At 43.1% G+C, this 23,139-nt stretch carries 24 protein-coding genes; 4 read left to right on the forward strand and 20 right to left on the reverse strand.

Annotated elements, in window-relative coordinates:
- Positions 1–47 precede the first annotated feature (47 nt).
- The 14 genes from ACQ93I_RS01400 to ACQ93I_RS01465 all read right to left on the reverse strand — a co-directional run bounded on the left by ACQ93I_RS01400 (position 48) and on the right by ACQ93I_RS01465 (position 11,267).
- Positions 48–371, reverse strand: coding sequence for a type II toxin-antitoxin system PemK/MazF family toxin (locus tag ACQ93I_RS01400; RefSeq protein WP_266069402.1), 324 nt, complete (start codon positions 369–371; stop codon positions 48–50).
- Positions 362–607, reverse strand: a complete 246-nt coding sequence (locus ACQ93I_RS01405) for an AbrB/MazE/SpoVT family DNA-binding domain-containing protein (protein ID WP_266069401.1) — start codon at positions 605–607, stop codon at positions 362–364. Before ACQ93I_RS01405 ends, ACQ93I_RS01400 begins: the two co-directional genes overlap by 10 nt.
- Before the next feature lie 68 nt (positions 608–675).
- Positions 676–2,178, reverse strand: a complete 1,503-nt coding sequence (locus tag ACQ93I_RS01410) for a cellulose synthase family protein (protein WP_431696816.1) — start codon at positions 2,176–2,178, stop codon at positions 676–678.
- A complete protein-coding gene (locus ACQ93I_RS01415) occupies positions 2,178–2,867 on the reverse strand; it encodes a glycosyltransferase family 2 protein (RefSeq protein WP_431696817.1) in 690 nt (229 codons plus the stop codon). The genes ACQ93I_RS01410 and ACQ93I_RS01415 overlap by 1 nt, the downstream gene beginning before the upstream one ends.
- A gap of 102 nt (positions 2,868–2,969) precedes the next feature.
- Positions 2,970–4,547 (reverse strand): 4Fe-4S binding protein, encoded by a 1,578-nt coding sequence (locus ACQ93I_RS01420; protein WP_431696818.1) that lies wholly within the window; start codon positions 4,545–4,547, stop codon positions 2,970–2,972.
- 50 nt (positions 4,548–4,597) lie between these two features.
- Positions 4,598–5,164, reverse strand: coding sequence for a transposase (locus tag ACQ93I_RS01425; RefSeq protein WP_431696819.1), 567 nt, complete (start codon positions 5,162–5,164; stop codon positions 4,598–4,600).
- 60 nt (positions 5,165–5,224) lie between these two features.
- Positions 5,225–6,508: an NAD(P)/FAD-dependent oxidoreductase gene (locus ACQ93I_RS01430; protein WP_431696820.1), complete on the reverse strand. Its 1,284-nt coding sequence runs from the start codon at positions 6,506–6,508 to the stop codon at positions 5,225–5,227.
- A complete protein-coding gene (locus ACQ93I_RS01435; RefSeq protein ID WP_431696821.1) occupies positions 6,508–7,338 on the reverse strand; it encodes a purine-nucleoside phosphorylase in 831 nt (276 codons plus the stop codon). The genes ACQ93I_RS01430 and ACQ93I_RS01435 overlap by 1 nt, the downstream gene beginning before the upstream one ends.
- Before the next feature lie 10 nt (positions 7,339–7,348).
- A complete protein-coding gene (msrB, locus tag ACQ93I_RS01440; RefSeq protein WP_431696822.1) occupies positions 7,349–7,909 on the reverse strand; it encodes a peptide-methionine (R)-S-oxide reductase MsrB in 561 nt (186 codons plus the stop codon).
- Between the two features lie 10 nt (positions 7,910–7,919).
- On the reverse strand, positions 7,920–8,531 hold the full coding sequence (locus ACQ93I_RS01445) for a TIGR04282 family arsenosugar biosynthesis glycosyltransferase (protein ID WP_431696823.1): 612 nt from the start codon (positions 8,529–8,531) through the stop codon (positions 7,920–7,922).
- Positions 8,532–8,535: 4 nt separating this feature from the next.
- On the reverse strand, positions 8,536–9,591 hold the full coding sequence (arsS, locus tag ACQ93I_RS01450) for an arsenosugar biosynthesis radical SAM (seleno)protein ArsS (RefSeq protein ID WP_431696824.1): 1,056 nt from the start codon (positions 9,589–9,591) through the stop codon (positions 8,536–8,538).
- A 61-nt stretch (positions 9,592–9,652) separates the two neighbouring features.
- Complete coding sequence (locus ACQ93I_RS01455) at positions 9,653–9,988, reverse strand: arsenosugar biosynthesis-associated peroxidase-like protein (RefSeq protein ID WP_029036636.1); 336 nt, start codon at positions 9,986–9,988, stop codon at positions 9,653–9,655.
- 96 nt (positions 9,989–10,084) lie between these two features.
- Positions 10,085–10,273: a hypothetical protein gene (locus ACQ93I_RS01460; protein WP_431696825.1), complete on the reverse strand. Its 189-nt coding sequence runs from the start codon at positions 10,271–10,273 to the stop codon at positions 10,085–10,087.
- A 100-nt stretch (positions 10,274–10,373) separates the two neighbouring features.
- On the reverse strand, positions 10,374–11,267 hold the full coding sequence (locus ACQ93I_RS01465; RefSeq protein ID WP_431696826.1) for a sulfotransferase domain-containing protein: 894 nt from the start codon (positions 11,265–11,267) through the stop codon (positions 10,374–10,376).
- 132 nt (positions 11,268–11,399) lie between these two features.
- Between ACQ93I_RS01465 and ACQ93I_RS01470 the strand changes: the two genes are divergently transcribed.
- The 3 genes from ACQ93I_RS01470 (at position 11,400) to ACQ93I_RS01480 (ending at position 13,806) form a co-directional block, all read left to right on the forward strand.
- Positions 11,400–11,876 (forward strand): DUF4168 domain-containing protein, encoded by a 477-nt coding sequence (locus tag ACQ93I_RS01470; protein WP_431696827.1) that lies wholly within the window; start codon positions 11,400–11,402, stop codon positions 11,874–11,876.
- A gap of 225 nt (positions 11,877–12,101) precedes the next feature.
- A complete protein-coding gene (locus ACQ93I_RS01475; protein WP_431696828.1) occupies positions 12,102–13,253 on the forward strand; it encodes a zinc-dependent alcohol dehydrogenase in 1,152 nt (383 codons plus the stop codon).
- A 31-nt stretch (positions 13,254–13,284) separates the two neighbouring features.
- Positions 13,285–13,806, forward strand: coding sequence for a hypothetical protein (locus tag ACQ93I_RS01480; RefSeq protein WP_431696829.1), 522 nt, complete (start codon positions 13,285–13,287; stop codon positions 13,804–13,806).
- Between the two features lie 81 nt (positions 13,807–13,887).
- Here ACQ93I_RS01480 and thrC read toward each other — a convergent pair whose 3' ends face one another.
- From thrC to thrA, 3 genes are read right to left on the reverse strand one after another with little or no spacing between them, the layout of a single operon-like run.
- Positions 13,888–15,183: a threonine synthase gene (thrC, locus tag ACQ93I_RS01485; protein ID WP_431696830.1), complete on the reverse strand. Its 1,296-nt coding sequence runs from the start codon at positions 15,181–15,183 to the stop codon at positions 13,888–13,890.
- Complete coding sequence (locus ACQ93I_RS01490; RefSeq protein WP_431696831.1) at positions 15,180–16,103, reverse strand: homoserine kinase; 924 nt, start codon at positions 16,101–16,103, stop codon at positions 15,180–15,182. Before ACQ93I_RS01490 ends, thrC begins: the two co-directional genes overlap by 4 nt.
- A 3-nt stretch (positions 16,104–16,106) precedes the next feature.
- Positions 16,107–18,554, reverse strand: a complete 2,448-nt coding sequence (thrA, locus tag ACQ93I_RS01495) for a bifunctional aspartate kinase/homoserine dehydrogenase I (protein WP_431696832.1) — start codon at positions 18,552–18,554, stop codon at positions 16,107–16,109.
- A gap of 480 nt (positions 18,555–19,034) precedes the next feature.
- Here thrA and ACQ93I_RS01500 point away from each other — a divergent pair, with 480 nt between their 5' ends.
- Positions 19,035–20,231 carry a DUF7282 domain-containing protein gene (locus tag ACQ93I_RS01500; RefSeq protein WP_431696833.1) on the forward strand — a complete coding sequence of 399 codons (1,197 nt, stop codon included), beginning with the start codon at positions 19,035–19,037 and terminating at the stop codon, positions 20,229–20,231.
- 99 nt (positions 20,232–20,330) lie between these two features.
- Here ACQ93I_RS01500 and ACQ93I_RS01505 read toward each other — a convergent pair whose 3' ends face one another.
- The 3 genes from ACQ93I_RS01505 to ACQ93I_RS01515 all read right to left on the reverse strand — a co-directional run bounded on the left by ACQ93I_RS01505 (position 20,331) and on the right by ACQ93I_RS01515 (position 23,131).
- Positions 20,331–21,572 carry a DUF418 domain-containing protein gene (locus ACQ93I_RS01505; protein ID WP_431696834.1) on the reverse strand — a complete coding sequence of 414 codons (1,242 nt, stop codon included), beginning with the start codon at positions 21,570–21,572 and terminating at the stop codon, positions 20,331–20,333.
- Positions 21,573–21,721: 149 nt separating this feature from the next.
- A complete protein-coding gene (locus tag ACQ93I_RS01510) occupies positions 21,722–22,597 on the reverse strand; it encodes a DUF808 domain-containing protein (protein WP_431696835.1) in 876 nt (291 codons plus the stop codon).
- 285 nt (positions 22,598–22,882) lie between these two features.
- A complete protein-coding gene (locus ACQ93I_RS01515) occupies positions 22,883–23,131 on the reverse strand; it encodes a hypothetical protein (protein ID WP_431696836.1) in 249 nt (82 codons plus the stop codon).
- Positions 23,132–23,139 lie beyond the last annotated feature (8 nt).

Consider the following 23,139-nt stretch of genomic DNA (forward strand, 5'->3'; position numbering starts at 1 on the left):
AAACCTGTTAGGTCTCCCAAGTGTAATATTTAAGGGTACTCGAAACATTAATCCACAAATGTCTCTTTAAGTACCTCTTTGCATTTCTGTATTTCAGATTTGCTCAGAGAATCAAGCACTCTAATAATTCTTTGTCTGTCAACCGTCCTGATCTGGTCTATTGCTATCATCCCTTTTTTATTATCCACTCTAACTGGTACTCTTGTTGGATATTTCTTAATGTTAGTGGTCATCGGTGCTATGACAATAGTTCGTAAATATTTATTCATTTCATTGGGTGAAAGAATAACACAAGGCCTGGTTTTTTTGATTTCACTTCCAAGTGTTGGATCGAGGTTTACCAGAATAACGGAATATTGGTTTAGCTCCATTCTTCGAAATTTTCATCATCAAATACATCATCGATAAGCAATTCATCGTCCTGTTGATTTGCCATTTCTCTAAATTTCTCTTCCCAATCTTTCCTCGGAGACTCCATAGGGCGCAGGATGATCTGTCCTTCTTCAAGAATCAATTCTACTTTTTCTTTGATCTGATATTTATCCAAAATAGTCTTACTTAATCTAAGACCTTTGGAATTCCCGATTTTAATAATTGGAGTTTCCATAAAACAAATTTGTAAGTACAAAGTTATTACTTTTTACTGAAATTATAATTATGTGTCCTCACTAAACCTCACAGGTTTTGAAAACCTGTGAGGTCTGATTTTATACCCCGAAAGAGTTCTACATTCAAAGAAGCCAAGACCACATACGAAAACCCGAAGAACATCATTAAATGGAACGGGAGCAGGCTGTAATTTCCAATCCTGAAAGAAGAAAAAATTCCGAAGGCAAATAACAGCATCAACAGAATCTCCAGGATCAATTGAAAAGTGATCTTCACCGGCTGCTTTAAAGCTGCACCCGACTTGTTGCCGAGATTGAACTTGGGAGTCCTGATAAATTCACTCTTTTTTCCAAAATGTCCTTCCAGAATGGCGATGCTATTGTGCAGGGAAAGCCCCATGGCAATAGAAAAGAACGTAAAGAACAGGCCGGTAAACCTGAATATCGAGAGCTGTTGATCTTTATGCAGTTCCCGGTAAGCTGCGTAATAAGTGACAAAAAAAATGACAGGGCTTAAAATGAAGACGGTCATCCCGGTCAAAATTTCGGAGTAGGAGGGATTATCGAGTAAAAAGAGCACCGGGATACTAATGATTCCCATTAACAGCACCACGAAAAAAAAGCTGCTGTTCAAAAGGTGAAAAAAACTGTGGACGCGGGTGCCAAAAGTAGCGTTTTTGTCCTTTAATACTTTCCTGTAATTTTTCTGAAAATTCTCTGCTGCCCCTTTGTTCCACCGGAATTGTTGGGAACGTGCTGCTTCGATAGTAATGGGTAATTCGGCCGGAGTTACTACCTCTTTAAGGTATTTAAAATTCCAGCCTTTGAGCTGGGCTCTGTAACTCAGGTCCAGGTCTTCGGTGAGGGTATCGCCCTCCCAGTTTCCGGCATCAAGAATGCAGCTTTTTCGCCAGATTCCGGCAGTCCCGTTGAAGTTGATAAAATGTTTTCCGAAGTTGCGCCCGGTTTGCTCCAGGATAAAGTGGTAGTCCAGCAGGAAAGCCTGCAATCTAGTGAGTAACGAATAATCTTCATTGAGATGCCCCCAGCGGGTCTGCACTACACCCAAACTATCATCTTTAAAATAAGGAACAGTTTTTTTTAGCCAATCGGGTTGAGGTAGAAAATCGGAGTCAAAAATGGCAATAAATTCCCCTTTTGCAGAGGCCATTCCGGCTTTAAGAGCCCCGGCTTTAAAGCCCTTCCTGTGGGTTCGGGTAATATGTTCAATTGGAAAGCCTTCAGATCTTAATTCAGAAATTATTTCAGCAGTTAGAGCTGCCGAATCATCTGTAGAATCGTCGAGTACCTGTACTTCTAATTTATCAAGAGGATAATCCAGTTTTGAAATATTCCGAAGCAGCCGTTCTACCACCGGTTTATCGTTGTAAAGCGGAAGTTGCACCGTGACAAAAGGAATCTGAGAAGGGTCTGAAAAATCCCAATTTTGAGAGGTAACTTTCTGGTTCCTGCTTTTTTGGAAGTTGATAAGCAGGTGCAATAGGGAGAGGCTGTAGAGAAAAACTACCAGCATTAACAACCCGAAAATTATTAAAATTGCCGTTCCCATTATTTGAAACTGTATTTAAAGATCCACGTGAGGATCTTGACTCCGGCCATAAAAGCCCCTTTCACAGTACCTGAAACTTTTGAAACCCCTATCCGGTTGCGGTAATGCACCGGTACTTCTTCATAGCTGTACTTCTTTTTTAAAGCCTTTAGCTGCATTTCTACCGTCCAGCCGTAGGTTTTGTCTTCCATGTTTAAAGCCAGCAGCTTTTCGTATTTAATGGCCCTAAACGGACCTAGATCGGTGAACCGGGCGTTGAAGAACAATTTCATAAGGCTTGTTGCCAGCCAGTTTCCAAAGATCTGCGGAAAGGTCATCGCTCCTTTCTCCCGCCAGCGTTTGACCCTTGCTCCAATAACCATATCCATATTTCTCTGGATAATTGGCTCCACTATCTTTTCCAGTTCCTGCGGGAAGTCGCTGTAGTCACCATCTAAAAATACGATTATTTCAGGCTTTTTTGGGAGCTGTGCGATATATTCCATCCCTTTTAAGCAGGCATAGCCATAACCTTTTCGGGGTTCATGTAATACAGTGGCTCCTGCTTTTGCGGCAACTTCTTCTGTGTTATCTGTGGAATTATTGCTCACCACGATCACTTCGTCAACAAATTCAGGAACATCGCCGACCACAAGACCAATTGAACCTGCTTCGTTGTAAGCCGGAATAATAACTTTTATTTGAGGCATGATGCAAAGAAAATCATTCTTCCAAGATTTCGGGTTCAAAATTTAAGATTCAGGATTTCTGTAAATTTTGAATGGCATCGAATTTCTGTATTTGGTGCTTGTCTAATTTTTTCTTGTAGCTTTTTTCTGTTGCTGAATGAGATCCAGAAGGTCGACATCATTTCCTAACAAAACTGCATCGCCGTTGATCCTGCCCTCAAGGGATCCGTTTTCTAATTTCAGAACACCCCGTGGACAAACCGCACTGCATATTCCGCAGCCCACACAGCTGGAGCGCACAATGTTTTCCCCTTTTTGAGCATATGCCCGCACGTCAATTCCCATTTCACAATAGGTGGAGCAATTTCCGCAGGAGATGCATTGTCCGCCGTTGGTTGTGATCCTGAATTTTGAAAACAACCGCTGCTGCATTCCCAGAACGGCGGCCATGGGGCAGCCAAAACGACACCACACACGGTTCCCGAAAATTGGATAAAAACCGACCCCTATAACTCCCGAAAAAGCAGCACCAATTAAAAAGCCGTACCACTGTCTTAGCAGGTAGCCGTAGGTCATTCCGCTGAAGTAAAATGCAGCGATAATGGCCAGTACAATGCTGAGGGAGATAATTGCTCCTTTTTTAGCATCTTTTGCCAGTCTGTGTCTTTTGAATATCCAGATAAGCCCAAAAAGCAGGACCAGAAATGCTGCCGATCCCAGAAGAAAAACATTTTTGTTTAACCAGAATTGATCTGGATTTTCATTTAGGAAAGAGTAGACTACTGCAATGGTCATTACCACCACGAGCACCAGAACTGTGTGAATGATATAACGTTCGAATTTCCATGTTGCCCTGCTCTTATCCGATAAATGTCGGTATGAGTCGCCGGCAGTTTCCGCGAGTCCACCGCAGCCGCAAACCCATGAACAATACCATCTTTTTCCGTAGAAATAGGTAAGGATGGGAGTGATGACAAATATAGAAGCGATTCCGAAGAAGAGCATGAGGAGTCCAATGTTTCCGCCAGAAAAGAATTCAGATAATTTATACCCCGCAAAAAGGTCATAATTAAGAGGCCAGATGTTCACCGGATTAAAATACGGCTGATTGAGCCGCATGAGGATCTCGGGGATAAGGAATGCGAATCCTAACTGAAAGAACATTACAGACCAGGTGCGAAGTACTTCATATTTATTGTGGCGGTACTTCAGCAAAAACTTGTATCCAAAGGCAAGGATGGCAAGGGTGTATAAAGTGCCGTAAACAAACCACTGACTCGCAGCATGACCGCTTATCAACCTGCTAAGCGGATCGAATAATGCTATGAGTCCGCTGTTGGCGCCATCGGGATTGTAGCCCAGGTACTGCGGAAACCAGTATAACACGATGTAGAACAGGGTGAGGATTATTCCTGTGCCCCAGGCGAGGACGCCGCGGGCAGTCATTGACCTGAACCAGATGCCGTCATTCTTTATTCCTGCCGATTTCCCCAGATATAGATCATTTGCAAAAATGATCACTCCCAATCCAATCAGCCCGATAGCCGAGTAAAGAAAAACTGAAGGCAGTTGCAAGTTGAATAGGGCAAGGACCAAAATAAATACGCCTGTCCAGCCGATGCCGGTGGCTACTTTTTGAGTAGTGGAGAGTGTTGCGGGCGGTTCTCCGGAAAGAGACATGTTATTTTGGGCTGTGGACATAATTTAAAGATCAGACCTCACAGGTCTTGGAGACCTGTGAGGTCTCTATTTTAGTTTTCTATATCAAAGTTTAAATCTACTCCTCTTAATCTTTTTGCTTCATGTACTGCAGCGAAATTTTCAACAGAATCAAATAAAGATAAAATAGGTTCTTTTTCAACAAGTGAGGGCATTCGTCCAAGATAACCTAAATAAGAAGAATGTTTATGATCTTTAAAATCGGTAACCATTCCATGATGCTCAGGATTAAGATGAATATATAAAGCCAGATTGACTAAATAAGATTCCTCTGTTACCAGAATACGTTTAAAGCGATCTTGAAAAAGACTACCGGCTCGATTGTAGGATTTGTTTATTGCCTTAGCATAAGCATTAAAAAGATTGGAAAAAGCTTTTGATATGCTTTTTCCATCCCTGAAATTCCTGGTTTTAATTAAAGGATGAAAATGGTTTTTTAAAAGGCAGTAGGCCAGGATATCGCAGACGGGAAGAATATGTCGATTAATAAGTTGAAGAAAATATTGGTAATTCTTCTCTTCAATGAAAATATTTTCTCCATTATTTCCTCTATTGTAAATATGAAAATATCTATCTGGAAGTAATGGTTGATACTGCATTTGTTGCTTTTTTGCAGACCTCACAGGTTTTGAAAACCTGTGAGGTCTTGAGTTCCGGTTCTAAACCTTTTCCTTAAAACTACTAAAAATCTCCTTCTCGTAGCGATCGTAAAATTCGGGATCAAAATTGGCTTCGCGAAGGTGTGACAGGACATATTCAAGATCCCGTTCCTCTGTCAGCCAGCGGTCGAATACCTCATGGCGCATCCTGATCCCAAAGGTGTTAATTCCGAGGAATTGATTGGTTCCAGGTTCAAAGGCAATGGTTATAGCCTTCTCACCGTCCTTATGCTGCCAGTGAAAATGCTGTTCTCCCTCTCCGGGGCTTGCACTCACATTTCCGTAAGTCTGATACTCGATGTCAAAGAACTTTGCACTATTGAACCAGTGACCGGGCTTATAAACAAATGGCTTTCCGCAGATGGTCTGCGCCACGGTTTCTCCCATCATGCGGGCGGTGTACCATACGGCTTCAATATCTTTTCTGCCCGTCGCGGGCTGCCGGTGTTGTGCACAATCCCCAATCGCATAAACGTTAGGAAGGTTTGTCTGCAAATGAGCATCAACAAGAATTCCGCGATCGGTTTCAATTTCTGACCCTTCCAAAAAGGCGATATTTGGCTTAACACCTACCGAAATCCCCAGCAGATCGCACGTGAGCTTTTCTTCCGAAGAGGTTTCTATAGAGGTCACTTTTCCGTTCTGTCCGTTAATTTTCTTAAGCTCAGTTTCGTGTTTTAAAACAATCCCTTGGCTTTCTATGTGCCGGGAGATCAATTGGGCATCTTCAATGGGCAGTACATTCTGCCAAAAAGCTTTTTCCCGAATGAGCATGGTCACAGGAATTTTGCGGGTGTGCAGCATTTCGGCCAGTTCCACTCCTATGAGTCCGCCGCCAACGATCACTGCACTCTTGCAATTCCGGGTGTTCTCTTCCAGCAGCTCCAGGTCTTGTTTTGAAACCAGTCCCTGTACGCCTTTGAGTTCTTCCCCATCCCATCCCAGAAATCTCGGAACAGAGCCGGTGGCAAGGATAAGCTGATCATAAGACATTTTTTTACCACCTCTCAAAAATAGCATTTTTGAAGGGGCTTCTATTTTCTCGACATACGCCTGCTTCAGCTCAATGCGGTTCTCCTCCCAAAACCAGTCTTCGTAAGGCTTCAGGTGTTCCCATTTCATGTGGCCCATGTACACGTACATCAGGGCGGTACGCGAAAAGAAGTAGTCACTTTCCGCAGAGATCACCGTGATCTTTTTATCAGAAATCCGGCGAATGTGACGTGCAGCAGTGATGCCGGCCACGCCGTTTCCAATTATGACCACATGTTCTGTTGTTGACATTATTCTGCCGGTTTAAGTTCTATGCGTTTAATAAGTTCCCTGAATAAAGTGATCATCATAGGTTCGGCATTCCCTGCGGTCTCAATGATATCCTGAATATTTACAGGTTGTAAATCGTCTGGATTTCCTTCATCTGTAAGTACAGAAACTGCTGCAATCGGGATCTTTAAATGATTGGCTACAATAACTTCGGGAACGGTGCTCATACCCACGGCATCGGCTCCAATGGTGCGCAAATAGCGATACTCAGCGCGGGTTTCGAGCTGAGGCCCCACCACTGCAGCGTAAACTCCTTTGTGCAGTGGAAAGCCGTGTTCTTTGGCGGTTTCCTGCATAATTCGGCCGCTTTGTTGATCGTAAGGGGCACTCATATCTGTAAAGCGGGTGCCCAGTTGTTCCACACCCCTAAAAGCCAAAGGAGAACCGCCCTGGAGATTAATATGGTCATCGATAAGCATGATTTCGCCTTTTTTGAACTCAGGATTCAAGGAGCCTGCTGCGTTTGAAATGAGCAGTTTTTTGATCCCCAGGCGTTTCATAACCCTAACCGGGAAAGTTACATCCCACATTGAATAACCTTCATAAATGTGGAAACGCCCCTGCATTACTACTACTTTTTTATCGTCGAGCTTCCCAAAAATAAGTTTTCCTTTGTGGAATTCCACGGTAGCTGTAGGAAAACCTGGAATGTGATTATAACTGACTTCTGAAATTATTTCCAATTCATCAATCAATTTCCCCAATCCTGTTCCTAATATGATCCCTATTTCGGGTTTATCGAAGCCCCTGGCCTCAAGAAATTCTGTAGTGTGTTCTAAATCTTTGAGCATTGATTATTTTTTAAATATCCATTTGTTTAAAGTCGAGCGCCAGTGAATTCAGGCAATGCCGCTCTTCTGTTGGTACTCCCTCGTAAGGAAAAATGTGTCCCAGGTGAGAATCGCACTGGGCGCACACCACTTCTACGCGCTCCATTCCGTAGCGGCGATCTATCTTTCGCTTCACAAGTTTTGGATCTATAGGAGCATAAAAGCTAGGCCAGCCTGTGCCCGAATCAAATTTGGTATTAGAGCTGTACAGCGGTAAATTACAGCCGCCACAGTAGTAAATTCCCTGCTTTTTGTTGTTGTAATAGGCGTTGCGAAATGCCGGTTCTTTGCCTGCTTCGCGTAAAATTTCGTATTCTTCGGGAGAGAGCAGCTGTTTCCATTCTGCCTTTGTCCTTGAAACTTTTTCCACATCAATGGTGTCAGCTGTTACCGAATCATAGCTGTGGGTTTGTACAGGCACTTCTTCGACCTGGGTCATGAGGGTTGCACCTTTTTCGGTTTTCTTCCCGTCATTACATGCAAGGATCAAAACCGCTGCCATTAAAAAACTTAAAATCTTCATCTTCTTCATATCATTGTTTTTAATCAATCAATTTCATTAGTTCAGGATGGCTGCGCATATCTTCAAAAGTATCAATATCGTTGCGTACCGGCAACAGCTTTAGCTTTTCCTGCTCCAGGTCGTTAAGGGTTTGATCAAGGACCCGGCTGGTGCTCCAGTCTTTATTTCTGAAGAGTTGCGGAGTGGGTTTTTTCATGCCGAGCAGGAAATAGCCTCCATCCTGGGCCGGCCCCACTACATATTCGTGATCTTCAAGTGTCAAAAATGCCATTTTCAGGTCTTCTTTTTCAATATCAAAAAGATCGCTTCCAATGATCACCACTTTTTTAAATCCTGCTTTAAATGCTTCGGAAAAAGCCTGCTCCATACGCTGTCCCAGATTCTGACCCTGCTGAAGTTTTTTTCTGAAAAGATCTTTTTCCCAAATATCATTCTCCGGAAGGGCTTCAGAATAATACACCCACTTTTCTACCGGAAGTGGACGTGTGATGGCTACAGTATGCTGAAGCAGATAATTATAAACTTTTAAAGCTGCTTCGTCTCCAATATTTTGCGCAAGGCGTTTTTTGACTTTGCCTTTCTCAGGATTGCGGGTAAAAATGAGCAGCAATTCAGTGGTTTTTTCTTTCATAATATCAGGTTACGCTGCCCTGGCAGCTGCTGCCTGCTCCTGCCGTGCAGCCATAGCAGTGTTGGGAAATGCAAATCTCTCTGTCCTGCAGCATTTCCGGTTCAAAATCTTTTAAATGCTGCACTTTTGAATTGACCTTCAATCCCAGCATCTGGTTAAAATCGCAGTCGTACAGCCAGCCGTCCCAACTTACTGATAGTGTGTTCTTGCACATCACATTTTCTACGGCAGCGGGATTGTAAGCCTCAACCAGCGCAATCATGTAATCTTCATAATTTTCTGAAGCTATAAGATACTCCAAAAAACGGCTTATTGGAAGGTTGGTGATGCAAAAAAGCTCATTGAATTCAATGTCAAAATCTTCTTTTAATGCCTTTTTAAAATCCCGCTCCAGGGCTTGTTGGTTGGCCGGTAAAAATGCCCCTGCAGGGTTGTAGACCAGGTCAAGTTTGAGTCCGCTGTCTATTTTGCCATATCCTGCGGCATTGAGCATCTTTAAAGCCTGAATGGATTTGTCAAAAACTCCGTCGCCACGCTGCCTGTCCGTTTTTTCTTTTTTATAGAACGGAAGTGACGAGACCACATGCACATTGTGTTTTCTGAAGAATTTCGGCAGATCGTGGTACTTTTTGTTGGCTACGATGATGGTGAGGTTGGAGCGAACAATAAAATCTTTGATTCCTGCTTTTGAAGCTTCTTCTACAAACCACCTGAAGTCTGGATTCATCTCTGGTGCACCGCCGGTAAGGTCTAGGGTATGTGCCCCAGATTTCCTGATCACGTCCAGGCAGAGCTGCATGGTTTCGCGGGTCATTATTTCCTTGCGATCGGGACCCGCATCTACATGGCAATGCGAACACACCTGGTTGCACATATAGCCGAGATTGAGCTGCAGGATCTCCAGCTTTTTGGGCTTAAGCGGAAATGTTCCTGTGGTTGCCACTTTTTCCTTAAAAAGCGGCAGCTCTCCGTCTCCAAAGATCCCGTTGCTAAGGTACTTTAGCTGTTCCTTCGGATTGGAGAGGAGGTTTTTTCGGGATTGTAGGGATTTTGTGGGCATGTGTTACTGGTGGTTATAGTGACTGCTGAGCCGTTGCATGCAACGGCTTTACAACAAGTTGTCACATGGACAACTTGTTGTACTTGTTCATCATCTGGACTCCATGCACCAGGGTGGCACCGCCTTTTATGGCTGCGCCAACATGGATGGCTTCCATCATCTCTTCTTTTTCTATGCCGCGTTGAAGGCCGTCTTTGGTATAGGCATCTATACAATACGGGCATTGTACCACATGTGACACGGCAAGTGCGATAAGCGATTTCTCCCTGGCTGTAAGGGCGCCTTCTTCAAACACGCTGTTGTAGTATTCAAAAAATTTGCTTCCTAATTCTTCATCCCATTCTGATATACTCCCGAACTTCTTTAGATCGGCCGGATCATAATATGTTTTTGACATAAGTTTGTATTTGGGCCTCTAAGATAGGAAGTGTAAGGTAAAGAGCATTTAAACCTTCGTGAAATAAGGTCTTAAAAATGGCATTTTTGGAACCTCTTATGCAAACACATCAGAAAAGAACAATAATCCCAGCACCACAATGGCAATAATTACCCAAATGGCGATTATGCCCAGACTACCTCCTGTTTTTTCTTCGGTTGATTGATTGACATGGTACTTTTTGTCAGTTTTTTTGTTCTCTACAGGCGTAGATTTTTTATTTTCCTTGCGATCGTTAGTTTCCATGGTAAAAGCTTTTAAAGTTTAAGGTACAAAATTGCCTTTAGAAACTTTTGTTTCTGAAAATATGCAGGGGCACAATTAAGAAAAGTTTAGAGGTTAAGGCCTAATAAAGCTTTTTCCAGTCAATTTTGTTCAGGATATCTTCCAGCTCCTTTTTGGGAATATCCACCAGCATGGCAGGCAATTTATCTCCTTCTCCCGGGCTAAGCGGATATCCAAAAATGCGCATTAGCGGCCCTGCTTTTATGGCTGCTCTTTCTATTTGATCTATGCTCAATCCTTCCACCCATTTACGGCTTTTGCCCTTGTGTAGGTGCCGCGGATTCTCTTCTTTCATGCTTGAAAAACTCACTTCTGAAGCTATGGTCTTCTTTTCCTCTTCACTTAAATCGAGATTGAGATACTTCAGCAATGACTCATATTCCTTCGGAAAAGATTTCAGCAGGTTTTCGTAGAATACAAAATGCAAATCCAGTTCTCCCGAATGCAGCAGGTAATTTCCGTAGAACCAGACCCATTGCTCCAGGAGGCATTCATATTCCGCAGAAAAAAATTCTTCGACCGAATTATAAGGGGAAGGGTAGTGCTTTTGCATGTAAGGCGTAAAGGCAAATTTAGCGGCCGAAAGTGCTGTGTCTCGCGGATCTCTTACAATGCAGACTTTCCTGTCAAAAAAGGCAAAAACTTCAGCAGTTTTTTGGCACCAGGTAGAATGCGTCCAGGCGAGGCTGGCCTTTTGAGAATATTGCTGCATATTAGGAACGGGCTCTTTCAGCAGAGAACTCACCCTGAAGGCAACACCATTGTCTTCAATATCGAGCATATCGGTGCCTGCCTGGTCTTTAAAACTGAGTTTTTCCTGCTTAAGAGTGGCGTATTCGGGCCGTGTCTTAATATAATAAGAGATTTCTTCACCCGCTTGTTCCAGGCTTTTCTTCAGAATTGTATTAAGCCAAAAGCTGCCAGATTTTGGGGCGCTAACCTGTAATATGTTCATATTTCTGCTTTTTTGGCCAGAAGTTAGTAAAATTTAAAGAAAGTGCTTTACTGCCATTTTTCATGAGATTAAGCCTTCAGAAAGATGCTGGCATGGTACTTGATCCAACCCCGAGCAAATAAAACTTTTAATATGATCAAAGTAAACAAACTGGCAGGAGCGCTTATAGTATTTTTAATGCTGGGTAGTACAGGGACTTTTGCACAGGAGCAACAGGCGCCGGAGCAACAACAGCAATCGGCCGAAGTAACCGATGCCGAATTGACCAAATTTGTACAGGCGCTGCAGGGCGTACAACAAGTGGCGATGGAAGCACAACAAAAGATGATGCAACTGGTAAAAGATGAGGGGATGGAATTTGCCCGTTTCAACGAGATCCACCAGGCTTCAGTAGATCCTGAAGTTGAGGTAGAAGCTACTCCCGAAGAAAAAGCGACCCACGAAAAGGTCATAGGTCAATTTGAATCTATGCAGGCAGGACTTCAGCAACAATTGGAAGAGTTCATCAGCCAGCAGGGACTTATGCTTGAAAGATATGAGCAAATTGCGATGAGAATTCAGACTGATACGCAACTTCAACAGAGAATTCAGCAGATGCTACAGGGTTAAAATCCCCAAAATATTTTTCAAGAAAGGCCGTTTCATGCGGCCTTTTTTTGTACCCAATATTAAGATGTTTGTTAGCAGCCTCCCAAAAAACGCTGGTCGGGTTATAAAGTATCGTTAAAAAGTTTTGTTGAAAGATCCCTTTCTTTAATTTTAAAACACACTAAATCAGCATAGTGTAATTCACTTCTGATTTATGGATGCTTTAAAAAAGAAAAACTTACCAGTATGTTAGCAATGAATTACCGCGGTCCTTTCAGGATTCGTGCAGACCGTGACCGCCCTTTCCCAGAAATTGAGCATCCCGAAGATGCTATTGTAAAAGTTACCAGAAGTTGTATTTGTGGCTCAGACCTTCACCTGTATCACGGCCTTGTGCCCGATACACGGGTGGGAACTACTTTTGGCCATGAATTTATAGGAGAAGTGGTAGAAGTTGGATCTTCAGTCACTAAAGTAAAGGTTGGCGACCAGGTGATGGTGCCTTTTAATATTGCCTGTGGTAAATGTGCATTTTGCAAGCAGGAAATGTACGGCATGTGCCATGAGGCAAATCCACAATCTACCGCTGCCGGCGGAATTTTTGGGTATTCACATACTACAGGAGGATACCATGGCGGGCAGGCAGAATACGTGCGGGTTCCTTATGCCAATGTGGGCCCTACCGTGATTCCCGACTGGATGGATCCCGATGATGCTGTGCTACTCACAGATGTGGTACCCACAGGATATCAGGCAGCCGAAATGGGAGGCATTCAGGAAGGTGATACTGTGGTGGTATTTGGTGCCGGCCCAATAGGGATTATGGCAGCAAAATCGGCCTGGCTTTTTGGCGCAGGCAGAGTGATTGTGATAGATAAGCTTGATTACCGGCTTGAATTTGTAAAGGATTTTGCTCAATGCGAGGTGTATAATTTTACGGCACTTGAAGACCCGGTAGTGTTCATTAAAAAAATCACAGATTCGCTTGGGGCCGATGTTTGTATTGATGCCGTGGGTGCCGAAGCTGCGGGTGATACCATGAATACCATGCTGGGCCGAAAGCTGCTTATGCAGGGAGGTTCAACTACTGCGCTACACTGGGCTATTAACTCGGTTAAAAAGGGCGGAATCGTTTCTATTGTTGGTGTATATGGACCTATTGATGCTTTAGTGCCTATAGGGAACGTGGTGAACAAAGGAATTACTATCAGGGCGAGCCAGGCTTCGGTAAAAAGGCTGCTGCCAAAAATGATAGAACACGTAAAGTCGGGGGCTATAAATCCTAAAGAGATGATCACGCACCGCATTCCGCTGGAAGAGGTAGCCGAGGGCTATCATATTTTTAGTAATAAGCTAGACAATTGTATAAAGACCGTGCTTATTCCGCCATCAGCATAAGAGCAGCATTTTAAATCAAAAAACAGAATTTATGATCGGAGATCAAACCAAGCCCGAAGACTTCAAGAATGAAAGAGGGGGCGACCACAGCCATATAAAAGGATGGGGAATAGACCGGGATCCAAAAAATGATCCCACTTACCCTATGAAACATAGAACAGATGAAGAAATAGAAGGATATACCTGGGAACGGCCCGAGCAACAACCAGTGAATATTGAAGTGTTGCATTCGGTGGAACGGCCTAATATTCCGGCGGTTTTTGGAACAGCACAACCTCCAGAGGGCCTGAGTGGTGCCATAAGACGTTTTGCCTTTAAGTACAGTGAATCGAGCTATGGGCGCTGGCTTCCGCTGGTAATGGCCGATAGGATAGGAGAGATTGAAGGCATTGTTGATGACCTTAAAAAGGGGCATATCCCCAACCTGTTTGCCGAACACGGTTTAAAATCTGAATGGAAGTACAACCGTAAAAAATTTGTACTTAAAACGGCAGTTACTGTAGCTGCGTTTGCAGGAGTACTGCTTTTTCTCACGAGAGATAAAAAAGATTAAGCTGAAGTTCGTATTCAGCTAAATTTAAAACCCAGGTGTCAAAAATGCCATTTTTGACACCTGGGTTTTTTTGATGTTTCTTTATTTCAGAAGGAAATTCTTCAGGTCTTCGTAATCCGAAATTTGAACAGCTTTCTTTTCCCGGTGTTTTAGTGCTTCAATATCAGGCGGGAGCGAGATCTTTTTTCCAATCACATCTTCAATGGTTTCCAGGAACTTTACGGGATGGGCCGTTTCGAGGAAAATTCCGTAGTAATCCTTATGCTCCTGAAGGAATTCTTTGAGCCCCAAGTATCCTACAGCGCCATGTGGATCCATTAAATATCCTGTGTCTTCATAGACCTTCTTGACAACTTCCCGGGTTTGATCATCAGTATAACTAAAGGAAGACAGATGCGACTTCAGGTTATCAAAATTATTGCTGAAAAGTTCCAGGATACGAATAAAATTGCTGGGATCACCAACATCCATGGCGTTAGAGATGGTCTGTACGCTGGCAGTGGGTTCATATTTCTGAGTTTGTAAAAATCGGGTGACCACGTTGTTCTCATTGTTGGCAGCTACAAAATGATCAATGGGTAGACCCATTTTTTTTGCGAGGAGTCCGGCGCAAATATTTCCGAAGTTACCACTGGGTACCGCAAATGCCAGTTTTTGATCCCTGTTTTTCACTTGCTCATAGGCGAGGAAATAATAGAACATTTGAGGCAGCCAACGCGCCACGTTGATCGAGTTGGCCGAAGTAAGTTTTCTATGCTGCTGGATTTCGGAATCCAAAAATGCCATTTTTACCATGCTTTGACAGGCATCAAAAGAACCATCTACTTCGAGGGCGGTAATATTTTCTCCCAAAGTGGTAAGCTGTTTTTCCTGGATCTCACTCACTTTACCTTTTGGATAGAGGATGACCACTTCAATACCTTTCACTTTCAGGAAACCCCTGGCCACGGCGCCGCCGGTATCACCCGAGGTTGCCACAAGCACAGTGACTCCCGGAATGTTGCCTTTCTTTATGAAATAGCCCAGGGTGCCCGCCATAAATCTGGCACCTACATCTTTGAAGGCCAGGGTAGGGCCGTGGAACAATTCAAGTACGCCCACCTGCTCTTCAACAGGTTTTACGGGAAAGTCAAAATCAAGCGTATTTTCTATGATGCCTGCTAATTCGGCGGGTGGTATATCTCCATTCACAAACTGGCCGATTGCTTGTGTGGCAATTTCGGTTGGGGTAAGGGAAGAGATCTGTTGAAAGAATTGCTTCGGAAGTTTTTTTATTTCCTCCGGAAAGTACAGCCCTTTATTTGGCCCCAAACCATTGAGCACCGCCGTTCCAAAACTTACTTTGTGGTTTTTGTCGTTTAAGCTGAAGTACTTCATGATATGATTTTTACGCCTTCATTCCCTATTTTAGAGAGGTGAAGATCAAAGTCTATTTCCTTTTCCTGGTAGTATTTCTGGATAGCTGCTCCTGTTTGTTTTGCTGAAGCCTCGCCTTTACACATTGCAAAGACCGACGGCCCCGAGCCAGAAATGCCAAATCCCAAAGCACCGCTCTCCCGGGCTATGATCTTAAGCTCGTCAAAAAAGGGAATTAAAATGGAACGTACAGGTTCTACGATTTCATCTTTAAGGCTTCTGCCCAAAAGGGCGTAGTCATTAGAATACAGACCACTTACAAAAGCGCCTAAATTTCCCCACTGTTTTACAGCTTTTTGAAGGCTGATGTTCTGCCTGATGATAGAACGGGAATCCATAGTCTTTACTTCAATTAACGGGTGCAAGATCACCATGCGCAAGTCTTGCGGAGTGGGCAGGTGAATTACTTCAAGCGGCTCGTAACTTCTTATGAGGTTAAAACCGCCCAAAAGTGCCGGCGCCACATTATCGGCATGGGCATTCCCACTGGCAAGGCGTTCCCCTTCCATAGCAAAGGGAATAAGTTCTTCGGGTGAAAAGGGCTCTTTCAGAAGCTTATTGACGGCAAAGACTGCTCCTGCCGAGCTTGCAGCACTGCTTCCAATCCCACTACCTGCTTTGATCTTTTTATAGATCTCAATATCAAAACCCTGTTGCGAATTCAATTCCTTCAGGAGCGCACGAACGGCCACTCCGGCTACATTTTTATCTGCTTCCATAGGAAGGTCCTGCCCGGTGATCTTTGTAATTCTTATCTCACCTGTAGTATTCTTCCGAAGCAACATTTCATCACCTATAGATTTCAGGCAGCAGCCCAAAACGTCAAATCCGCAGGATAAGTTTGCAACAGTGGCCGGGGCAAATATTTTAATTTCTTCCATCGCCTATTTTTTTCCGATTCTTATGATGTCGGCGAAGATCCCCGAGGCAGTGACATCTGCACCGGCACCTGCTCCCTTCACGATCAATGGCTGCTGGCTGTAGCGATCTGTAAAGAAAAGCACAATGTTATCACTCCCGCTCAAATTATAGAATGGATGCTCGGGGCCTACTTGTTGCAGCCCCACACTGGCCTTACCGTTTTCAAGCTGGGCCACATATTTTAATTGGGCATTGTTCTGGGCAGCATTGTTATAAATCTCTTTGAATTTAGGCTCGTCTTTCTCTAGAATCTCAAAGAATTCTTCATTAGAACCTGCTTCGAGGCTTTCTTTGGAAAGGAAACTCTTATTCTCTATATCTTCAAGTTCCATCTGGAGCCCGCTTTCGCGGGAAAGGATGAGTATTTTCCTGGCCACGTCTACCCCGCTAAGGTCAATAGTAGGATCGGGTTCGGTATAGCCTTCTTTCATCGCTTTTTCTACCACCTTGTAAAATGGTTCTGTGGCGTCATAATTATTAAAGACAAAGTTGAGGCTGCCCGAAAGGACTGCCTGAATTTTAGTGATCCTATCACCCGAAGCCACAAGGTTCTTAAGCGTATCTATGATGGGCAAGCCTGCACCCACGTTGGTTTCGTACAAAAAGGAAGCGCCGTATTCCCGTGATAAATCCTGCAGCCTTGAGTAGCTCTTATATTCCTGCGAACAGGCAATTTTATTACAGGTCACCACCGAAATAGAGTGGGAGAGGTAATGGTCATATAGCGAGGAAATGTCGGGACTGGCTGTGTTATCCACAAAAATGCTGTTGCGAAGGTTCAGAGATTTTACCTGCTCAAAAAAGGCATTTTTGTCACCTTTTCCTCCGTTGTCAAGAAGTTCTTTCCAGTTTTCGAGGTCCAGGCCATTTTCATCAAAAACCATTTTTTTGGAGTTGGAGAGGCCGAGGATCCTTACTTTAAGTCGAAGTTTTTCCAAGAGATAAGCTTCCTGGTTCTTTAGCTGGTTGAGCAGTTTACTGCCCACATTGCCTACACCGGTAATAAAGAGGTTGAGTTCTTTTGAAGGCACTTCAAAGAATTGTTCGTGAAGCACATTGAGGGCTTTGGTGACATCTTTTTTAGCAATTACTGCTGAAATATTGCGTTCTGAAGAACCCTGTGCGATTGCTCTAATGTTGATGTTGTTATTGCCCAGAGCACTGAACATTTTTCCGCTTAGCCCATGATGGCTCTTCATGCGGTCGCCCACCAGCGCAACAATGGCGATATCATCTTCAATCTCCACACTTTTAATTTTTCCCGACTGTATCTCTACCTCAAAAGCTTCATTAAGCGCATCTTTTGCAGCCTGGGCTTCATCTTCTTTTAGAGCAAGGCAAATACTGTGTTCCGAGGAGGCCTGTGTGATTAAGACCACACTTATATTCACGTGGAACAAGGCCTCAAAGCAGCGTTTTGAAAACCCGGCTACTCCCACCATTCCGCTGCCTTCAATATTGATCAACTTTACGGCGTCTATATGAGTGATGCCGGTAACCCACCGGAAGTTTTCTTTACATCCTTTAGAAATCACGGTACCCGCTGCTTCAGGCTTAAAAGTATTTTTGATATTGATCTTGATCTCATTCTTTAGAAGCGGCTGAAGCGTGGGAGGATATAGAACTTTTGCACCAAAATGTGAAAGCTCCATGGCCTCTTCATAAGAGATGTTCTTTAAAGCATAAGCCTGCGGCACTATACTTGGGTTGGCAGTATACATTCCGTCTACATCGGTGTAAACCTTAAGGGTTTGCAAATCTAGCGCCCCGGCAAATATCGCTGCAGTAAAGTCCGATCCGCCACGGCCCAGTGTGCTGGGAACACCCTGTTCATTGCGGGCTACAAATCCGGGTGCGACAAAGAGTTTTGCCTTATTTTGGTTAAAGAGATCCTGGATGTTTTTATAAGTCTTTTCGTAGTTCACCTGAATTTTCTCCTGCGTATTTCTGCAAACAATAAGCTCCCGGCTGTCAACAAACAGCACGTCTTCTTGCAGGCTTTTGAAGTATTCAGCAATAATGAGCGAAGATAGAATTTCACCAAAACCCGAAATTACGTGTCGGGTACGGTCAGATAACTCATTTAGCAGGTAAACCCCTTCATACAGCGTTTCCAGTCGGTTAAATTCATTTTTAACACGGGCAAGGATCCGGCTTTGATCTTTTACCTGAATTAATTCTTTAACGACATTAAGATGTCTTTTTTCATTTTTTTCAAGCAGGTCTTTATAGGAGGAGTCTTCGTTCGCGGCGAGTTCGGCCATTTGCAGCAGGTCATTGGTGACTCCGCCAAAAGCTGAGAACACTGCTATAGTATTATCGGCATGTACGTGGTCTTGAACAATTTTTGAAACAAGTTTAATATTTTTCGAAGAGGCAACAGAGGAGCCCCCGAATTTCAGGATATTCATAAGGTTGGAATTTAAGACTATAAATGATTTAGTGTCTTGTTTAAAAACAAGAAGGTATGCGGACGGAAATATATTAGATCACTACCCCCAAGGGGTAATCATAATCATTGTAGTAATAGTCATCGTGGCAACAGTCCCTGTCGCGGAAAGAAATAGATTGTATGTGGACTGTTGATTGCTCATGTATGGCTTACAGTTGGTGAATATATTCATTATTTTCAATTAAAGAAATTAATAAAAGTGTTTTTTCGTAAAAAACTGTAGTTTGTTTAATATTTCGGTCTTTTTTGTATTAAGTGAACAGCTTTTCCGAAGAACTTTTAAAGATGCTCATGCCAGGCTGGCAAAGTGTAGGGATGCTTAGTCGAAGACTATTAAAGAAATATTAATTAGGGTTTTTATTAGGGTATTTAGCATAGCATTAACGGCGATTGCAATCTTATCTGGGTACTTTGAAAAAAACCTAAAAAAAGAGCTATTATGAAATTAAAGAAATTTTATCTTCTAATGTTGCCAATGATTCTAAGTCTTGGATTAGTGGCGTGTAGTGATGATGACGATGGTGGTGTAGATCCCGATCTTCCCCCAACCGGAGCTATTGTTGTAGATGAGCAGGTAACTGTGCAGGATGGTACTTTAACTATCAATTCGGTTAATATTAGTGAAGACGGGTGGGTAGTTATCCACCGTGATAACAACGGAGCACCTGTAGTTCCTGAAATTATCTCTGTTCCCAAACAAATTGATGATGGGCCTACCACTAATGTGACTATTGAATTAAAAGATGGTGAGCAGGTACAAAATGGAGAAACCCTTTGGGTAATGCTTCACGTAGATAACGGTGAGAGAGGCGTTTATGAATTTGATAGCGTTGACGGTATTGATGCGCCTGTGACCGATCTACAGGGTGATATTGTAACCGTGCCATTTACTGTAGTTGTAGAAGGTGATGATGTTTTGCTTACTGCTGCCGACCAGGATCTAGTGAACGGAGTGGTTTATGTTGAATCTATTACCCTTGAAGAGGATGGGTATGTGGTGATCCATGAATCTAATGATGCCGGAGACGGGCCTCAGGTTCCTGAAATCATTTCGCAACCTGTTTATCTTGAAGCCGGTGCTTATGCTAATGTAGGAGTGCCATTAAAAGAAGACGCCAGTGTTGAAGCCGGAGATGTTTTATGGGTAATGCTCCATGAAGATACCGGGGAAGAAGGTGTTTATGAATTTGACGGTGAGAATGGACTTGACAGTCCTCTTACAAAAGATGGTGACATTGTTGTTACCTCTATTACCATTAATGATGTGACAGAGGCTGCAATGAGCGGTATGCTTACAGTAAATGACCAGCCTTTAGCCGATAATACTATTACTATTGAAAGTATCAATGTTGATATGGACGGATGGGTAGTAGTTCATGCTACTAATGAAGCCGGAGACGGACCTCAGGTTCCCGAAATTATTTCTGAACCTGTATATCTTGAGGCTGGAGACAATACCGACGTTGTAGTGACTTTTGAAGAAGACGCTAATGTTGCTGCAGGAGATACCGTTTGGGTAATGCTGCATGACGACACAGGAGTTGAAGAAGTCTATGAGTTTGACAACATGAACGGGCTTGATTTGCCTCTATTTGATGATGACGGAATCATTGTTACTCCTATCACTCTTGAGTAGTAAGTAATTGCTAATATTGAAAGGCTGCCGGTTTTGGCGGCCTTTTTTGTTTAATATCATTCTAAGACGTATAATTCAAAGCTGGAAATTCTGCGGTTTTTAATGCTTATGAAGTTGAGGTGATTCACTTCGTTTCTTCCTGATGGTCGAAAAATTGAAATTTGAGAGTCCTTTCCATACCCATTCTGCCGGGCCTTGTTTGAACCTGCCAAGCCACCAGTGACAAAATTTGAGCTGTAGAAAAAATACAGCAACTCCTAAAAGAACATTTATAGCCGGTGTCGTTTGGTCAAAAAGCCCCAGCCCAAAATTGTAGAACAGGAGCAAACCAAAGAAGGTCTGCGATAAATAGACCGTGAGGGCCATTCTGCCCATGGCACCCAGCGGACTCAGTAATTTCCTGAAGGTTTTCATTTTGTAGAGGAGGGAAATTCCGGTAATGTAGAAGATGCTCAAAAAGGCATTGTAGATACTGAATAAGAAGTCGGCCAGCCATTTCAATTCGGGCACAACTTTAATTCCGGGGAGGGTGACCAGGTGAAAAAGATACATGAGCAAACCCAGGAACAATAAGAAGAGAACGGCTTTTTCCGCAGTTTTATTCCAGCTTTTAAATTTTTGAAGGTGCTGGTCTAAAGAGCTGAAGAGGTTTCTGCGACCGGCGTACAATCCTAAAAGAAAATACCCAAAGGTCATGAATAGCCTGCCACTTTCAAACTGGTACCTGATCTTTGCCGGCCATGAGTTCCAGTTATCTTCCAAAACAGTTAAGAAACCGGCATTTTTGACCAGGGCGTAGTAGCTTTCAGCTTCATCGGCCATGGGAAATTCTACTTCAGTATTGGCTGTTTCAGTATAAAAAGCCTCGAAGAGATGAGTGGGAACATTAAAAATGAGCAGAAAATTTAAGATCAGTATGAATTTTTCAGGCATATTTCTGAAAAATATCAGGATAAAACCAAGCACAGCGTAAATAGAGAGGATGTCGCCCCGCCAGAAGATGTGGTGCAATAAACCTATGAGAAAAAGCAGGAACAGGCGCCAGATGTAGGTTTTGAAATAATTTGTCTTCGATCTTTTCCTGCGGAAATTCAGGTAAAAACTCAGCCCGAACAAAAAGGAAAAAACCGAAAAGAACTTTCCAAAGACCATAGCTCCAAAAATTCCGAAGGCTATCCCATCGGCAGTGCTGTCGTACTGCGTATAAACTTCGGGCGGCAGGGAGGCACCGGTGTACCAAATTACCATGTGGGCATAAAGGATTCCCGCCAGGGCAAAACCTCTTAGCACATCTATAGTATCAATTCGGTGATTTGATTTGGTAATTGTACTTCCTCCCATTTTCCGTAGCAATCAAGATAAAAACTTTCAGGCGTTTGGCTACGGCTTTTCACAAAGCTTTAGGTCAGTTTTAAAGGCGCAGGATTAAGATCATGACCTTCCAAAAATGGCATTTTTGAAGAGGATTTTCCGAGAGGTTCAAACCCGGCTTAGTGAGCAAATTTTTTCCAGACGCCGGTGGCCGATTTTATGATCAGTAACATTAAAATTCCAACGGCCAGGCCTGTGAGCAACTCTACCAGAATTCCCGGTAAGTTGGGAAGAAGGTCATGCATAAAATGAATGTTATGAACAAAAATCCCTCCCGAAACCAGGAGCAAAGCTATAGTTCCAATCACCGAGAGGCTTTTAATGACCTTGGGCAGGGCGCTAACCAGAAAACCTCCTATTTTGTCTGAGATACTGTCTTTTCGATCATTGAGATCTATGAGTTTTGCACCAAATTCATCCATTCTTACAATAAGGGCCACAATACCGTACACACCCACGGTAGCTATTAAAGCAATGACGGTAACCACAAGAATCTGCGTGACCAGGGTTTCATTGGCAACACTTCCCAAAGCAATAATGACGATCTCTACTGAAAGTATAAAATCGGTTAAAATGGCCGATTTGATTTTTTCTTTTTCGATGCTCAATATCTCTTCTTCGGAAAGTTTTTCGAGTTTAGGCGCATCAGTTTCATGAACATGAGGAAAGAAATATTCATATATTTTCTCTGCCCCTTCGTATGCCAGATATAGTCCGCCAATGATCAGGATCACGGTCACTGCAGCAGGCAGGAAGGCGCTTAGCAAGAAGGCTAGTGGCAGGATAATCAACTTGTTCAAAAATGAGCCTTTAGTGATTGCCCATAACACCGGCAGTTCACGGGAAGACATGAAGCCTGAAGCCTTTTCGGCATTCACCGCAAGGTCGTCACCCAAAATTCCTGCGGTTTTCTTTCCGGCGACTTTAGACATCATGGCTACGTCGTCCATTAAAGTTGCAATATCATCTAAAAGAGCAAAAAATCCTGAAGCCATAGTTGATTATAATTTTTTGCAGGCAAGATAAGCGGTTTTTAGAAATTTCAGGAGCAATAGGAGAGGAGTTGATTCATCTTCACATAACTTTATTACTAATAAAGAAGGAGCTCTCTTAAAGCAGCTGGAAAATCACTGCTGAAAAATGCCATTTTTAAGAGGTAACCGGAAGTGGCTTTACCCGCGTGTTTAAAAAGTCTTTTTTGACAAAATTAATAAGCCCTATTTGAATAAATTTTTAGGTAGAGATTGAATTTTCAGCAAAATTCTTCAAAATGTAATTGCCTAAAGAATAGCCCGGGCCCTACGATGACGAAATTGTGATAGCAGCTCAAGTTCGCTGTTGCTGCGACAAATCTGGTACTTATTTACCAGCGAATCTTGTGGTATATCTGCCGACAAAATTTCAGATCTCATTCCTACCGGTGGTTTGCCGCAAGGTGTGGCCTCATATTTTTCCCAATCTGTGAATAACATGCTAAGTGCGGAAAAGCTGATAATGGTAAAAATTATAATTCTTTGTGTGGCTTTCATAACTGTGA

Source organism: Salinimicrobium sp. WS361 (assembly GCF_050750585.1).
Lineage (GTDB): Bacteria > Bacteroidota > Bacteroidia > Flavobacteriales > Flavobacteriaceae > Salinimicrobium.